The organism is Leptospira broomii serovar Hurstbridge str. 5399 (genome assembly GCF_000243715.2).
Classification (GTDB): domain Bacteria; phylum Spirochaetota; class Leptospiria; order Leptospirales; family Leptospiraceae; genus Leptospira_B; species Leptospira_B broomii.
Genome location: NZ_AHMO02000008.1, coordinates 891,896 through 906,312 on the forward strand (window position 1 = coordinate 891,896; position 14,417 = coordinate 906,312).

Consider the following 14,417-nt stretch of genomic DNA (forward strand, 5'->3'; position numbering starts at 1 on the left):
AGTCAAAACGTCAGTTAATATTATATATTTATTATTTTATTTAATGTCCAGAAAGTTTCACACGATTAGAATTTCAGATATGACTATCAAGACCGTCAAGCTTTGTAATTTTTAACTCTTTTAACTTCTCCATGTCAACATGCTCCCCATTTAGTAAAAGCAACGAGCATGAGTCGAGCAGTTGCTAACGTGAGAGCAGACTCACCATCCGAAAAAGCTCCAACTATTTTCGCCCTTCTCTTGATCTCTTTAATAATCAGGTCTAGAGGATTATTCGTTCGAGTATTTCTCCAATGCCACGACGGAAAATTCATATAGGCTAAATAAATTTCCATGAGAGCTTCTTGTACAGAACTCTCTCTGCGGTTGTATCTTTCGATGATCGCAAACTCGAACGGAAATGTTCTAAGTTTAGGAACTTTTAACCTTACTTTTCCAGCTTCTGTTTCGAAGTTTCTATTATAAGAACCGGCCCCGGTATCTACTCGATCCGGATTTCTTTCATACTTCGAGGCTTGGCAGAGTTTATCTGCCTCCTCATCTAAGAGAGCATTCAGCGTTTCTTCGACTGAACCTCTTACGAGTTCACTCAAGTCCTTCCTGAGTTGGGCCTCACCCACTTGGATTACTTTCAGGTGGCTTTTATCTTCTTCTGCCCTAATTGGGGGGTTCTCCTCTTCTTGAAAATTGTTTGGTCACAACAATATCTCATTTTAATTTCTTTATGACAAAATTATTGTATATTTACAAAATATCATTCCTGCTGAATTAATAGGTACATTTAATTGATCATATTTTTCTAAGTAGATAAACATAATAGTTCGACTGCTTCTATATTATTAGATATTTATTTATTCAATTCTTTATTTTCACTTAAATGAATTAGAAGTGAATCCAATTTCAATATTATCTTATACAAGCTATAGGAGTATCTCTCTGTTTCTTTAGAATGGATATTATTACCAATAGTATCTCTAATTCGATCGAAGCAAAACTCCTGCTGAAACGATTTTAGAGGCAATAGGAGACCTTCTGGACCCTCTTTACCACCTTGGATAGCCAAACCTACTCCGTAGGCAGTTCCATCAGTAAATTTAAAGCCATTGTGAGCAGTTTTTAGATGTCTATGGTTCTCATGATCTTCTGGCGGTAGAGAATCATAGTAAGTTCGGAGAAGATCGCCATTCTTTAATGAAAGTAACAGAAATATGCATTCTGCATCTAGACTTTTGTCTAAACTGATCCAGTGTTGACTCTTAACAAAAAAACCTTTATGTTCATGATAACTGTAGATATTCATTTCATTCTACCGAACCAAGATTTTATTTTCTAATAAATGGTTTTTATACCTTCTAAAACATTTATCTGATTCATTATCGAATATTTCATTCAATTGAGAAAACAGATACCAGAAATTAATCTCTAGTTTAATAGAGAGACGATAAGCAAGAGCCAATTCACTTTCAAAATCTCTACTACCGGTCCAAATTACATCAGCAAGTCTTACGACTATTTCCTCAATTGTAGAAGACTGTATTTTTGTTGAATGGATCATAGAAAATCTAGATATTTCTAATGGAATACCTAAGGACAACAAGAGTCTCTTACCAGCTAGTTCGTGAAATGATCCAGGTTCAGATTCTTCATTGGGGAATAGGACTTTACCTATATCATGTATGGAAGCTCCGATCATAACTAAATTACTATCTATACTGTTCTTAATCGAGATAGGGAGTTGATTTAGCATTTCTTCTGCTGTCTGTAAAACTATTTTGTGATGAGAAATCAGAGATTTAGAAACTGAAAGTTTTTCTAACAGAATAAAAGCATCCTTTTGCGATTTTATATAGAATGACTCCATATTTCCTTGTTACCAATTTAATTAGCCAAAATAATCGGATTTATCGAATTCACTATCCCAATCAATATTATCCGTTCCACTAAAGTAGGATTCCTCTGCTTCTGCTAAATACTGAACAAACTCTTGTTTGTTCATTCTTCTTTTATAAACTAGGATTGCGGTATAAAATGTTTCATATACATATTCGCCATTATCATATTCTTCTATCTGACCAAATACTGTCTTCATCCTTCTTTCTTGAAAGCATTGCATGTTTACGAGTTCCCATTGTTCTAATCCGCAATATTGTTTGGTTGACCTTTTGACTTCTTGTAGATAGTCCAAATAGTCCTCTGTACTAATTGTTTCTGTTCTCCAACGAAAAACAGGATTGGTTTTTTTAACTGTATCATAATGACCTGCAATTATTTCATACGTACCTTGCTTCCCGGTTCCAGAAGGTATTTCTAATTCTTTAGGAAGCTCTATATACTGGTTGGCCAAAAAATAGAAATGCATACAACTACCTCAACTCTTCATAATCTAATAATTCACATCTTGACTTACTAAAATTGGATCTGTTTTCCATTGGAGAATCGGAAATAAACTTGATTATATAGTTCGGGGGATATTTGTCTTCTTGTGCTCTGATCTTAATAGAATCAAGTTCGTAATCATTCTGAGTAAGAATGTAAACTCTAACGGCAATATTCTTTAATGTTTCTTTTGATTTATTTCTAATAGAAGCAGAACAATAAATTTCATAACCGTCATTAGGAGCGAATTTGTTTATGACTCCTGCAAATGGTAACGCTTTTCTCCAACATTTACAGCTTACAAAAGGAAACAGATTTTTATTCTCAACAGCCTTTTGCTTCGGAGTTTTATCGCAGCCTTCGCAACCTTTAAAGATCCAACCTGAAACTAATAAAAATAGTAGAAGTAATCCAAAGAATTCTCTCATTTTTCTTTTTTTTCTCTCCTAATTCTAATCTCTTTGATTGAACAGGATGCTTTTCGATACCTGTGATCAAAACTAGATCCGTAACTTGATTTTAAATTGATAGTACTTCCAGGTTTATAATAATCAGGATCGGAATATATATCGTCTTTATTCAAAGTATAACCTGTTTCTGTTTGAAGATATACAGTAACTGTTACCGATTCTATTATTTTCTTGGATGCATTCTTTAATTTAGCCGAACACCAAAGTTCATACGCCATTTCTGGATGTTTTCCGGCGATGAATCCTCCGATAAGTGGAAGAGCCTTTTTTGTACAATAGCAGTTTAGAACTTTAATGTCCTTATATAGCTCCTGGTTTCCTTGATCTGTTCTACAACAGAAAATAAATCCTAATAGAAAGACTATAATCCAAAAAATAGAAGTTCGCATTTTTGTAATTATTAGAACGTTTTCCAACCCTCTTTTTTAATTGCCCGATCTACTTCATTGGATTGCGTCAAATACAGAACTAAAAGCTTTGTTGTATCATCTAAGGGCATCCAAAAGTATTTCAGTTCTGGAAGCGTTTGAATTTCCGATTCGGTAATTAAGGGAAAAAACAATCGAATTAGACTTTTCTTGTTCATTTCTATATTAACGAATTTCGATTGAATTACCATTGCTGCGGCAGGGTTTCGTTTTACAAATTCTTCTGTTAGGGCTAATCTAGGATGGCCGACAACAAGATTAATATTCTTCTCGATTAAATAACTGATTTTAGCATGTTTTTTATGCCCGCTTTTTAACCCATTAAACGTATCGAACCGATCTGGGTCTTTTACATTTATATCCAGTAGTCCCAGAATATCCAAAGAATAGAGCTTCGAATAATATGGAATCGCTCCGGCGGAAGTAACAGCTATTCTAGTTTTTGAGTTTTTGAAGTATTGGTTTAACTTCCTCCCGATAAAACTCCAATTTTCTATCGGGCTTTTTATATGATTTTGTAAAGTCTGAATAGATTCAACGCCAGCAAAGCTAATATCAGTAACCAAGTTCAAACGATCTTTGATTCTAAAATAAAAAGAAGAAACGACTAATGATAAGGACAGAGAGATAATCGCGATTCTATTGAATTCATTTTTAAGATAATTTAGAAGAAGTAGGACCAAAAGTGGAAAAAACGGAACTACGAATCGAAATTCCATAAAATCTCCACCAATGAAAAATATGTAAGCGAATTCTATGATTAGGAGAAATCCTCCCATTTTTAAAAAGGAATGATCGATTTTTGACTTTTTATTTATTACGGAAACTAAAAGCAAAATGATAAAAGGTCCTAACCAGTAAGTTGAGAAAAGCAGATGAAAATATTCCCAGCCGGATAATAGATTTAAGAGAGATCCACCTTGCAGTTTAGCATTGAACGTATTTGGAAGTAAACGTCCATAGTAGTTTACTTTCCATACAAACCAAGCACCGACCAAATATATCACCGGGAAGCTTACGCAGAATATAAATCTATAAATGGATTCTCGATTCGTTAACAGAAATTTATAGCTGATAAACGAGGAAATTATTACTACAACTACAGCGAGATCGATCCTTGTAAGAATAAGTAATGAGAAAACAAATCCGAGAAAGATATAGGATCGATAATCTTCGAGGTCTTCGTCTAGTACCTTTAAAGCCATTAATAACGAAACAGAAACTAGGAATGTTACTAAGGATGTCTCAAGCCCGCCGGTTGCGTATGAAGAGATCGAATAATTAGACCCAACTAAAAATAGAAATAGAGAAACAAGTTTTATGGATTTTAAAATCGATTTTGAAATACTATACCATATAATCAAAGATCCGAGATACAAAACTAATCCTAAAGAAATCGAGAAGGTTTCTGGAACTATACCTATCCAAATGCCCGCTGCGATTAATATCATCCAAAGAAAGTTTGTGTAGCCCTCGACTCTTTCACCTGGGTTAAATACAGGACCAATTCCATTTGAAAGATTTTCAAGGTTGCTAAAGGCACTATTTATGTCCAAAGAACTTGGAAAAAGATCGAATCCTTTTGATAAATTTTCAGAATACCGAAAAGTAATAAATGCATCGTCTTGTAAGAATCGATTTTGATAAGCAAACCAAACTGACCAGATAATTATTAATGCTGGTAAGATTTTATAAAATCGGCCCCTAAGCGAAACCATTGATACAATCCTAGTTAAGTACATGAAATTCATCTATTGCCTTAAATCGTATAACTTACCCTTATTTTTTATTGTATTTTACGTTTTTATTATCTATATATCGTACGGTTGGGATACAATCGTAGAAATCATTTAAACAGACCCTATGCGAATCAGTGCCTTTGAACTGATGGCAGGCTCTATATAGGATCGCCTGAATGATAAGTTCATCCTCACTCAAGCTTCCGCCATTGTCCCAAATGTATTTGTAACCTTCTCTTAAAACGGATAATTCAAATTTACTAGAGCACCTTTTGTATTCTTGTTGCTTGCCTTTGTCGAAGTCTTGATTAGCTAGTTTTATGAAGTTCTGGTCATCTTTAAACTTGGAACCGTTAAAAGAAGTAGTGGGAATAATTTCTTTTCCTGACGAGTCGATAATTGAATAGAAATAATAGTAACGATCACTTACTTCTTTATCGTCGCTATTAAATAGATAATTAACATTTACTTCCGAGAAGGGAACCTCAATTTTCCCATTTTTAAAAGTGTAAACCTTATCGAATTTAGTATCTTCGTTTGTTAATCTTAACTTGGCTTTTGAAAAAGGAGTTTCCTTTCCGGGTTCCGTAATATTTTTTTCTTTAATTTCCTTTTTCTCTTTATCTGCGTAAGACGAAAAAGGATACATTATAAAATCATAAATTATAGCGGGAATTGTAAATATATAACCGATTCCAATAGTTGCAAGTGGCAGTACAAGCATACAATCCCAATAGTCGCCATATCCAATGCCGCAATGTCGCATGGATCGTATGTCTGGATTTGAAGATTCTTTGGATGTAACTTCAATCTTTGAATTATATGTTGAATTTTCGAATTCGACTAAATTGAAAACTATTGCGGTTTTTGTTAATTTGTAATCGAGTTTGTTTTCTAGTTTCTTGCTAATAAATTCTCTGGAAATTTCTTTCTCAGCGACTGGAACGGACGATTTTAAATAGTGCAGACAGTTCAAGTAGAATAGGCCGATAAAAAATAGCAGAGCCTTTCTAATGAATTTTTTATTCTTCTTACGAAACATACTACCCTTCAGATGCATTAGCAATCCAATTAAGTAGTGTTCGTAACTTTAAGAATTATTGCAAAAATTAAGGATTTACGAAGTAAATAAAGAGAACTTGGGCTTAAAGGCTATTGTTCTATTTGAAGGAATAAACCGATTGTAAAGAACACTTTGCCTTCTTCTATCAGTTTGATTTCAACTGAATTCGAAGAATTGATCGAAGGAAGAAATAATTGTCTTTGAGAGAGGTCTTCTATTCTATCAGATAGTTGACTATCGACGAAAAGTTCAGCCTTAATTCCTTTGCTTCTTTCTATATTTAAGGAAAGGAGCCTCTCCTCTAAATTATCCCCAGGCTGAACAATTAAAGTAACTTCTCGATCTATAATTTTCCGGCTAATACTTATAGGTCCAGATGCGCTAGATATACCATTAAACTCGGTCATGAAACCCTCGAAAGCAAGAGCCGCCTGATCTGAAGAGGTAACGAAAACCTGCTCTTTTTTATAACGAACCAGGATACGTAGAAAATTGGATTCTCTCTTAGGGAGGATCGATGAAATTATCTTATCCTCCATTTCTTTAGAGATCTTTTTTCCTTTCGATTCCAAAAATAAAGTCTCTTTCAAAGATATATACTTCAAGAACGTTTCTTTAGAATTCCTAAGTAGAATTTCAACTGCTTCAGCTTCTTCATAAGAAAGAAGTCCATTTATAAACTGTAAAAGAACATCTTCTGATATGTGCTCGTCTTCTTCTGGAGAGTTTCCCATTGTGATTATATTATTGCAGAAAATTCGGAAATTCTCTCGAAGCTTTAATTTTTTCTAAGGCTCGCTTATTGAGAGAAAGGACAGTATTTATTTTTATTCCCAATATTTTAGAAATTTCCCTGAATTTTAATCCTCGTAAGCGAAAATAAATAATCTCTCGGGACTTTAAATCTAAATTTTGCAATAGACCTTCAAATTTCTCAAACATTTCTCGGTAAATTAAGTTTTCCTCTGCCTTTTTCCAGGCTTCCTCAGATTTTTTTATCAATGCTAAGTCCAGTTCTTCATTCTCTAATAAAAATGATTCTCGCCTTCGAAAAAAACTTCTATTCTCATTTCTAAGTAAGTTTTTGGTAATTTGAATTATGTAACTACGAAATTCTGCTTCCGTTGATCCCCTGAAATTTCGTAGAAGGAAAAAATCCTTTTCGACCAATTTGAGCAATACTTTTTGGAAAACATCGTCGGCCTCATCTTTTCCTTGAAAGTTAACAATTGTCCCTGTAAGAACGCGATCATATCGATGTATAAATTCTCTCCAAGAAGATTGATTTAATAAAATACAACCATCGATTATTTTCCGAAAATCATCTTTAACTTTTTCCGCCAAGATCCACCTCCTAAAGAGCCAAACACATAATCATAGAAAGGCGATGAAATTAAGAAGTATAACGTGAGAGTGAGACGTGTCAAGAACAAGTTTTTTATATATTATGTAAAGGCTTAATACTTCTTCGAATCTAAGATCGATCCCGGAGAAAATGAAAATTGTGAAGTCAAGTGAATTGTTTTTAGTCTTTTCGAATAAACTAAAAACCTCTCATTAAATTTTTCCATATTCTCAATGATCTACAGAGGCTTTCCTTTGAGGAAAAACTAAGTTCAATTTCAAACGAAGAATTGATGTAGTTGAATATTTTAACTACATATTTAACCATTCTCTTACTGTAGTAACCGTAATTGAATTCATTCTTGGATTTTATGTCTTCCGGCACTATTAGTCTCCGCCACTGGCAAATAGAGTGACCTACTTAAACGAATCCCAACCAACGTTTCAAATCATTGAATCTGGAGTAATTGATGAAACTGGGGCGAATACTGTTAAAGCCCATAGAAGTATTTTATAATAGACAAAGGTTTCACTCTTTTTAGGATCTGAGAGTTCAATTGAATTTGAAGAAGAAATTTCTTTAAAAGTATCTCCAAAAAAATAAATATAGTTAGAGCAATTTAAGAACATATCCCATATGCAATATATTGAACTTAAATTTCCAATAATAGGCAAAACTATTCCGGCGGATCATGGATTTCGATTGTATTCGGCCCTTTCTAGACAAAATCAAGTAGTCCATGAATCGGAAAAACTCTCGATTTGCGGAATTTCTGGAATTCCCGACCGAAATCGAACCCTCCATTTGAATTCAAGTAGCAAATTACGTATCCGAGCCGAATATTCTCTATTACCTGAACTACTTAAATTGGCAGGGAAAAGCTTTCAAATCTCAAATGAAAAAATCCAAACTGGAATTCCGACCATTTCACTCCTAAAACCGCATCGTACTCTTTATAGCAGATTAGTTACCATTAAAGGATATACTGAAGAAGAACCATTTCTAAATTCCATCCAAAAGAAATTAACAACTCTAGAGGTAAATTGCGAAGCCTTGCTATTCCGTGGCACCATAACGGATAACAACCAAAAAATAATTAGAAAAACAACAAAAATCCACGACAAGGAAATCGTTGGTTTTCCGGTCTTACTACTAAATCTATCACCTCAAGATTCTCTAAAAATACAGGAACTTGGACTAGGTGGACGACGTAAAATGGGATGCGGGAATTTTCTCGGGGTCCGGATATGAACCCGGAAAGATTATTAGCAAAGCGCCTTTCAAACGATCCTCGCGACAACTCTGCAGAAATGTATTTAGTTCCGCACCTTAGAGCAGCGGAAAGGGTTGGTTTAATTATCTACGAATCTATAGGCGAAAAAATTTTAAAGTCATTCGGCCTATCATCGGAAATTTGGAGTAAAAGATTGCAAAAGATCCTACCCCTTTCCTGTCTATTACATGATTTGGGTAAGGCGAACAATTGGTTTCAGGAATTAGTTAAAGGCAATTCTGTAAAACGCCAACCAATAAGACACGAATTTCTTTCTGTACTCATGATACTGCGTTCAAAGAACAAATTACAGGCGTATCTTAAAACTGAAATCAGTTCCATTGAAAATGAAGAGTTTTATACACCTCTTATTAATTCCATTTACAGCGGAATCCTGGCTCATCATCTAAAAATGGATATCGATTTAAAGCGTGCCTGTCCGGGCCTATATTCAAATGGTGGAATACCAACCGAATTGATTTCATATGCAAACGCGCCAGACTTCGATATTTTGTTTGGGAAAGATAAGCCGACTAATGCTTTTTATTTTTCATTCTTATCATCGCACACAGAGCAACGATTTAAGTCAATACAGACTTGGATCGATGAATTCCAAAAGATTAGCTCTGAATGGGAGGCTTTTCTTAAAGAGAACGAAGATTGGTATATATTTTCTATGATTCTAAAGCCACTTGTAATTTCAGCCGATGTTATTGCAAGTGCCTTAGTTCCTAAAGGGATCGAATATAAGAATTGGATAATAGAATCATTGCAGAATTATATCGAGCAAAATGATATAAATCGGATCGTTTTAGAAAGATTAAACGGGAAATCTCCTCGTGAATTCCAAAGCCAAATCGCAAATTCTCGGGGACGAATTACACTGGTTGAAGCTGGATGTGGGTCAGGTAAAACAGTAGGAGCTTATTTGTGGGCCGCAAATAATGCATTAGATTCTAAATTATTCTTCTGTTATCCTACGACTGGAACAGCTACCGAGGGGTATCTAGATTATGTTGGCGATTCAGTTTATGAGGCAAAATTAATTCATTCGAGATCACAGGTAGATTTAGAAGGAATTCAAAAAACTGGAGAGGAAGAGGAGAATGAAATAGCGGACAGAATCAATGCGCTCCATTCTTATCACCCTAAGATTATAATCTGTACGGCTGATACAGTCCTTTCCTTAATGAAAAATAGCAGAAAGGCTATTTTATCCTTTGCTTCAATTGCCACTGGCACATTCGTTTTTGACGAAATTCATTCTTACAATGATGAAATGTTTTTAGTTCTGATTCGGTTTATGCAACTATTCAAAAATACAAAATTTCTATTAATGAGTGCTTCGTTGCAGCCAGACAGAAAAGAGCTACTAAAACGAGAATTACTAAATGTTCAAGAGGTTGAATCTCCAGCTGATTTAATGAACCTACCCAGATACAAGTTTAATGAAGTTCAAGAATCGGAATTTCTTTTAGACGGAATCAAGAAACATGCTGGCTCCGGGAAAATTCTTGTAGTAGTAAATACGGTAAAACGCGCACAAACGATTTATCGTAATTTAATCACATCCGTGCTCAACGTAAAACTTTATCATAGTAGATACAAATATATGGACAGAGTCATTCGGCACAGGGAATTTATTTCAGCATTTAAAGAAGACTCACCACCCGTTGTTGGTGTGACAACTCAAGTTTCCGAAATGTCATTGGATATTGATTCTGATATTCTTTTTTCCGAACTAGCGCCGATCCCAGCCATTATACAACGCTTAGGTCGACTAAATAGACGAACTACCCCGGATAATCAACTTCCTAGTCGGGGTGTCTATTTTTTTAAACCGGAAAAACCATTTCCATACGACAAGGCGGATCTGCAGCTTACAGAAAAGTGGATTGAAAACTTACGAATGGCGAATGTGGAAATTAGTCAAAATCAGTTACAAAACTATTTCTTAAAACTCACTCCAGAAAGCGAAAATCTTTACCCACCTATTTATTATGATTTCAATAAACCCACGTTTTATTTTATGCCCGCAATAGAAGGATTAAGAGGACCAAGTAATACGATACTTTGCATTTTAGAAAGTGATTTTGCTAGTATCAAAGAGAGTCCAAAGGAGATTACTAATTTTACCATACCCATGACAATTAATTCCGCATTTAATTTCAAAACCGCAAACTTTTACAAGCACGTTGTTATCCTTCCTGATTCAATAATTCGCTACGACAAGATGGAAGGTGCGAAATGGCAGAATTAAACTTATCATTGTCCAATCCGGGCATGAGCGATTTGCATAAAGTAGGTCTCGGTGGCTTATATATGACCTTGAAATCATTGGATCTCAAAAAGAAAAAGATTCCAGGATTAAATTATGAGTTAAATACAACGAGTATAAACCTTAATTTCGATGATAAAAAATTAGGGAAGGCGCTTACAGAGCTAATTAAATATTCCTTTCAAATAGATAGAACAGGTTTTTTTTATTTTCCAGCTTTAGAACTCAACGGAGCCCAACCAATTGAAAATAAATTAATTTCTCATAAATCTTTATTAACAACTTTTTTTCAACCAACTCTAAAAAGTTCTAAAAGCGAGAAGGCCGTTCCTAAGAACTTTGCCGGAGAAGAGAGCAGACCTATAGTTGTGAATTTCTCGAAGCTAATATCATATGCAAGTCAGACAAGCTTTGAATTATTTTACAATTCCAGAAAGAAAAAATTACGGGAAGAAATCGAAATAATAAATTGGATGTTTATAGGTGGCTCAGTTAAGCACGCAGGATTAGGAAATCACACTAAACTTTCAGAGAGAATAGAAACGGCGTTTCCACTTTTATACGCTTGTATCGGATGTATTTATTTACCTGTTAAAGTAACCGATCCGCATTTGAAGAAAAAAATACGAGCGTCGATTGTAATTTCTTCCGTCGATAACTTAGATTCGTTTGCCTCTAATCGAGCAAGGATTGCTCAATCAAATGAATTAGAAATTACAATGGCGGGACTCTCTGAAGCGAGTTTATACTTAGCTCGGGAATTTTATATAAAACAAAATAGTTCCCTTGTCAAAAACCTATATACCACAGTAATAAGTATCGGTGAGACTAAGTGGAACTCAACCCAAAAAAGTAAAACCTCATTACATAAATACAAAATGGCTTCTGAGAAAGAAGTCAGTAAATATGCTATCATTTCGAAAATCTTAAAACCTCGTTGCCAATTACTAAAAGAAGAAAAAGATAAAAAAGGAAACATCAAAAATCCTAAACGCAGCTACATCACAATTCCCGTATCAAAAGAACTTTTCTGCGATAATTTAACGAATGGAAAACCTTTTTATAGCAATTTTCACAAATTGGTAGTTCCGACTAAAGACAGTTCGGGGAAATTAATATACAGGATTAAGTTTGAGCAAAAGGAGTTAAACGAAGTGGTGGAAAAAATTAATTTTGATTATGAAGGGGAAAAAATATTTATTAAGATCTGCCATACTGCTTGGAAACATAGACTCGGTAAATTAGGTTCCGATTCGAAGAAACCAGGAGCAGGTTCATTTGATAAGCTTGTAGCAAGAGATTTCGAAAGACTACGAGTAGCCCTATCGAAAAGTAAAAACCTTGAATCATTTCGACAGACAATCACAGATTTTTGGTCCAGAGCAGGAAATATCCCAGAACTTAGAGATGGATGGGAAAAGATAATGACACTACTAGGACCCGAAAATTGGAAAAAGGGCAGAGATTTAGCGTTGTTATCTTTGGTAAGCTATAAACCAGAAAAGAAAGAAGAATTAGAAATTCTAGATATAGAAATTGAAGGAGAGGATAATGAGTAAACATTTATTTGGACAGGTAATTACACCCTATGGGACCTCCGCAAATAATAGGGGGGAAACAGAGGGCAATATTACAACCCTACAAAAACTGCTATGGAAAAATGAAATCCATACGACAGTATCTGCAGAAGCAATTCGGTGGGCATTACGTTATTATTGGCAATTATCAGGAGAAGAAGTTAATCGTATTTGGGATGCAAACGCAAATAATCACAAATTCGAAGATAACAAATGGCGTGGATGGGTGGAAAATCCCCAAAAAGGGTCTAAGGCGTACATTGATGATGACGTATTAGGATTTATGCTAGCGGAAGCAGGTAAACAAGACGGTGAAAAAGGCACTGCTACGATTCGAAAAGGTAGGTTAGAATTTTCGAGAGCAATTTCATTAACCCCATATGCCGGAGATATTACCTTTAATTCAAAGAGTGGAGAAAAATCAAATACAAGTCTTTATGGAACGGAAGTTCATGCAACTCGCTATCAGTACGGTTTTTCTCTAACTCCTGAAATGTTAAAAGACAAAACCAGGGCTTTTAAGGTTATTAATGCAATTTTAAATCTCAACCAGGTAGCAGGAAACCAAAGTAGATTTTTATATGACTTTTCCCCAGAATCCGTGATCCTTCGTTGGACTGACGATTTCGCTCCAAGAATATTATATGCATTCGAAGAATCTGATAATGCACTATCGATTCCATCAATCATTGAAAAAGTTAATTCAGGAGATTTGGAAGCTGATACTCTGATTATCGCAGGTCCCATTTCTAAACTCCCAGAAGTAGTCAAACTGAGCGAGAAGAAAGTCGCCTTATTTGATGGAGTTAAACAAGGCTTTGCCGAACTGGAAAAAAGAATGAAAGTGGATCTCAAATGAGTGATTCGATCTGCTTATATGTTTCAGTTCCAGTAGCCTGTTTTCGTGCACCCTATGCAAGGACCTACGCGGAGACCCTGCCAGTACCTGCCCCTTCCACAGTTTATGGTATGCTACTTTCGCTCGTTGGAGAAAGAGAAAGAGAAAAGCACTCCGGAGTTGAAATCGCAATAGCACTGCTCTCAAAACCAGAACGCTCAACAATATTAAGAAAGATGTGGAGAGTTAAATCAGTTAAGCTAGGGCCTGGACTTGGGAACAATGCTACGCCCGATTTTCAGGAGTTACTAACCGGAACGGAATTGCTTATTTGGGTCCGGAATGGAAAGGATATAAACCAAACTCCATTGAAAGAGAGAATTAATAATGCATTTGAAAACCCGAAAGGGATACGTCGTTTTGGCTCTCTTTGCCTGGGAGAAAGTACACACCTTATAAATGATATACGGTATGCAAAGGATTCCGATCGTAAATCCTTTCAACTCTTAAAACCAACTGAAATCGGGGAAATCAGTTTACCAATATGGCCAGATCATGTCGGATCTTTTAAAACAAAATGGCAACAGTTTCTATTTGAGGAAACCTTAGAATACAGAGATATTACAGACGACGAATTTATTTCTATTCACCCGTGACTCTACTTCCTTTCCCTCGGATATGGACTGAAAGGACCCTAAATTTCCTAATTCAACAAGTATTTGAAAACTGAGAACCGATTACAATTGATTTTATCAAATTGACGGAGGCTATTGAATGAAAAGCGATATAGAACGAAGGATTTAAAGTATTAATTTCCGGAATGGACGACGTTCACGCGGAATGTTTTATAGCGCTCAACAATCGGGACCGAATTGAATACACAACTTGGCGTAAGGCCCTGTTGAAGAATATGAGCTTAGATTAAAATTTTACAAAAGCTCGAAAGTTTGCGGTAGATTTTCTTAAATCAAAGGATCTATCTAAAGATGCAGTGAATTAAAGTCTAATGTATCCATTGCCTACGCCACCT

At 35.2% G+C, this 14,417-nt stretch carries 15 protein-coding genes and 1 pseudogene; 5 read left to right on the forward strand and 11 right to left on the reverse strand.

Going from position 1 to position 14,417, the window contains the following annotated elements; translation table 11 throughout:
* Positions 1-134: 134 nt before the first annotated feature.
* From LEP1GSC050_RS21355 to LEP1GSC050_RS09720, 11 genes and pseudogenes are all read right to left on the reverse strand, one after another.
* Positions 135-335 (reverse strand): transposase, encoded by a 201-nt coding sequence (locus tag LEP1GSC050_RS21355; RefSeq protein WP_456297486.1) that lies wholly within the window; start codon positions 333-335, stop codon positions 135-137.
* Positions 318-662 (reverse strand): annotated as a pseudogene (locus LEP1GSC050_RS21360) (transposase); the annotation flags it as partial. The pseudogene LEP1GSC050_RS21360 and the gene LEP1GSC050_RS21355, both read right to left, overlap by 18 nt.
* A gap of 185 nt (positions 663-847) precedes the next feature.
* The gene (locus LEP1GSC050_RS09680) at positions 848-1,300 is read right to left on the reverse strand and encodes a hypothetical protein (protein ID WP_010571021.1); all 453 of its coding nucleotides are present in this window, start codon (positions 1,298-1,300) and stop codon (positions 848-850) included.
* A gap of 6 nt (positions 1,301-1,306) precedes the next feature.
* Complete coding sequence (locus LEP1GSC050_RS20390) at positions 1,307-1,861, reverse strand: HD domain-containing protein (RefSeq protein WP_010571022.1); 555 nt, start codon at positions 1,859-1,861, stop codon at positions 1,307-1,309.
* Positions 1,862-1,882: 21 nt separating this feature from the next.
* Positions 1,883-2,359, reverse strand: a complete 477-nt coding sequence (locus tag LEP1GSC050_RS09690) for a hypothetical protein (protein WP_010571023.1) — start codon at positions 2,357-2,359, stop codon at positions 1,883-1,885.
* 4 nt (positions 2,360-2,363) lie between these two features.
* Positions 2,364-2,804 (reverse strand): hypothetical protein, encoded by a 441-nt coding sequence (locus LEP1GSC050_RS09695; RefSeq protein WP_010571024.1) that lies wholly within the window; start codon positions 2,802-2,804, stop codon positions 2,364-2,366.
* Positions 2,801-3,235, reverse strand: a complete 435-nt coding sequence (locus tag LEP1GSC050_RS09700) for a hypothetical protein (protein ID WP_010571025.1) — start codon at positions 3,233-3,235, stop codon at positions 2,801-2,803. Before LEP1GSC050_RS09700 ends, LEP1GSC050_RS09695 begins: the two co-directional genes overlap by 4 nt.
* Before the next feature lie 11 nt (positions 3,236-3,246).
* The gene (locus LEP1GSC050_RS09705) at positions 3,247-4,725 is read right to left on the reverse strand and encodes a hypothetical protein (RefSeq protein ID WP_156895958.1); all 1,479 of its coding nucleotides are present in this window, start codon (positions 4,723-4,725) and stop codon (positions 3,247-3,249) included.
* 328 nt (positions 4,726-5,053) lie between these two features.
* Positions 5,054-6,055: a hypothetical protein gene (locus LEP1GSC050_RS09710; RefSeq protein ID WP_010571027.1), complete on the reverse strand. Its 1,002-nt coding sequence runs from the start codon at positions 6,053-6,055 to the stop codon at positions 5,054-5,056.
* A gap of 110 nt (positions 6,056-6,165) precedes the next feature.
* Positions 6,166-6,810, reverse strand: coding sequence for a hypothetical protein (locus tag LEP1GSC050_RS09715; RefSeq protein ID WP_010571028.1), 645 nt, complete (start codon positions 6,808-6,810; stop codon positions 6,166-6,168).
* A 10-nt stretch (positions 6,811-6,820) separates the two neighbouring features.
* Positions 6,821-7,420, reverse strand: a complete 600-nt coding sequence (locus LEP1GSC050_RS09720; protein WP_010571029.1) for an RNA polymerase sigma factor — start codon at positions 7,418-7,420, stop codon at positions 6,821-6,823.
* Positions 7,421-8,057: 637 nt separating this feature from the next.
* On the opposite strand from LEP1GSC050_RS09720, the gene cas6 reads away from it, so the two are divergent.
* From cas6 to cas5, 5 genes are read left to right on the forward strand one after another with little or no spacing between them, the layout of a single operon-like run.
* Complete coding sequence (gene cas6 / locus LEP1GSC050_RS09725) at positions 8,058-8,672, forward strand: type I-MYXAN CRISPR-associated protein Cas6/Cmx6 (RefSeq protein ID WP_010571030.1); 615 nt, start codon at positions 8,058-8,060, stop codon at positions 8,670-8,672.
* A complete protein-coding gene (locus LEP1GSC050_RS09730; RefSeq protein WP_010571031.1) occupies positions 8,669-10,954 on the forward strand; it encodes a CRISPR-associated helicase/endonuclease Cas3 in 2,286 nt (761 codons plus the stop codon). The genes cas6 and LEP1GSC050_RS09730 overlap by 4 nt, the downstream gene beginning before the upstream one ends.
* Positions 10,942-12,531, forward strand: coding sequence for a type I-MYXAN CRISPR-associated Cas8a1/Cmx1 (gene cas8a1, locus LEP1GSC050_RS09735; RefSeq protein WP_010571032.1), 1,590 nt, complete (start codon positions 10,942-10,944; stop codon positions 12,529-12,531). Before LEP1GSC050_RS09730 ends, cas8a1 begins: the two co-directional genes overlap by 13 nt.
* Complete coding sequence (cas7i, locus tag LEP1GSC050_RS09740) at positions 12,524-13,408, forward strand: type I-B CRISPR-associated protein Cas7/Cst2/DevR (RefSeq protein ID WP_010571033.1); 885 nt, start codon at positions 12,524-12,526, stop codon at positions 13,406-13,408. The genes cas8a1 and cas7i overlap by 8 nt, the downstream gene beginning before the upstream one ends.
* A complete protein-coding gene (gene cas5, locus LEP1GSC050_RS09745; RefSeq protein WP_010571034.1) occupies positions 13,405-14,043 on the forward strand; it encodes a type I-MYXAN CRISPR-associated protein Cas5/Cmx5/DevS in 639 nt (212 codons plus the stop codon). Before cas7i ends, cas5 begins: the two co-directional genes overlap by 4 nt.
* Positions 14,044-14,417 lie beyond the last annotated feature (374 nt).

Excerpts from the sequence above, each read along its gene's own strand:
- LEP1GSC050_RS09690 (WP_010571023.1), bottom strand. The coding sequence starts at position 2,359 with ATGCATTTCTATTTTTTGGCCAACCAGTATATAGAGCTTCCTAAAGAA.
- LEP1GSC050_RS09705 (WP_156895958.1), bottom strand. The coding sequence starts at position 4,725 with ATGATATTAATCGCAGCGGGCATTTGGATAGGTATAGTTCCAGAAACC.
- cas6 (WP_010571030.1), top strand. The coding sequence starts at position 8,058 with ATGCAATATATTGAACTTAAATTTCCAATAATAGGCAAAACTATTCCG.
- LEP1GSC050_RS21355 (WP_456297486.1), bottom strand. The coding sequence starts at position 335 with ATGGAAATTTATTTAGCCTATATGAATTTTCCGTCGTGGCATTGGAGA.
- LEP1GSC050_RS09680 (WP_010571021.1), bottom strand. The coding sequence starts at position 1,300 with ATGAATATCTACAGTTATCATGAACATAAAGGTTTTTTTGTTAAGAGT.
- LEP1GSC050_RS09715 (WP_010571028.1), bottom strand. The coding sequence starts at position 6,810 with ATGGGAAACTCTCCAGAAGAAGACGAGCACATATCAGAAGATGTTCTT.
- LEP1GSC050_RS09695 (WP_010571024.1), bottom strand. The coding sequence starts at position 2,804 with ATGAGAGAATTCTTTGGATTACTTCTACTATTTTTATTAGTTTCAGGT.
- cas5 (WP_010571034.1), top strand. The coding sequence starts at position 13,405 with ATGAGTGATTCGATCTGCTTATATGTTTCAGTTCCAGTAGCCTGTTTT.
- LEP1GSC050_RS09730 (WP_010571031.1), top strand. The coding sequence starts at position 8,669 with ATGAACCCGGAAAGATTATTAGCAAAGCGCCTTTCAAACGATCCTCGC.
- LEP1GSC050_RS20390 (WP_010571022.1), bottom strand. The coding sequence starts at position 1,861 with ATGGAGTCATTCTATATAAAATCGCAAAAGGATGCTTTTATTCTGTTA.
- cas7i (WP_010571033.1), top strand. The coding sequence starts at position 12,524 with ATGAGTAAACATTTATTTGGACAGGTAATTACACCCTATGGGACCTCC.
- LEP1GSC050_RS09700 (WP_010571025.1), bottom strand. The coding sequence starts at position 3,235 with ATGCGAACTTCTATTTTTTGGATTATAGTCTTTCTATTAGGATTTATT.
- LEP1GSC050_RS09710 (WP_010571027.1), bottom strand. The coding sequence starts at position 6,055 with ATGTTTCGTAAGAAGAATAAAAAATTCATTAGAAAGGCTCTGCTATTT.
- cas8a1 (WP_010571032.1), top strand. The coding sequence starts at position 10,942 with ATGGCAGAATTAAACTTATCATTGTCCAATCCGGGCATGAGCGATTTG.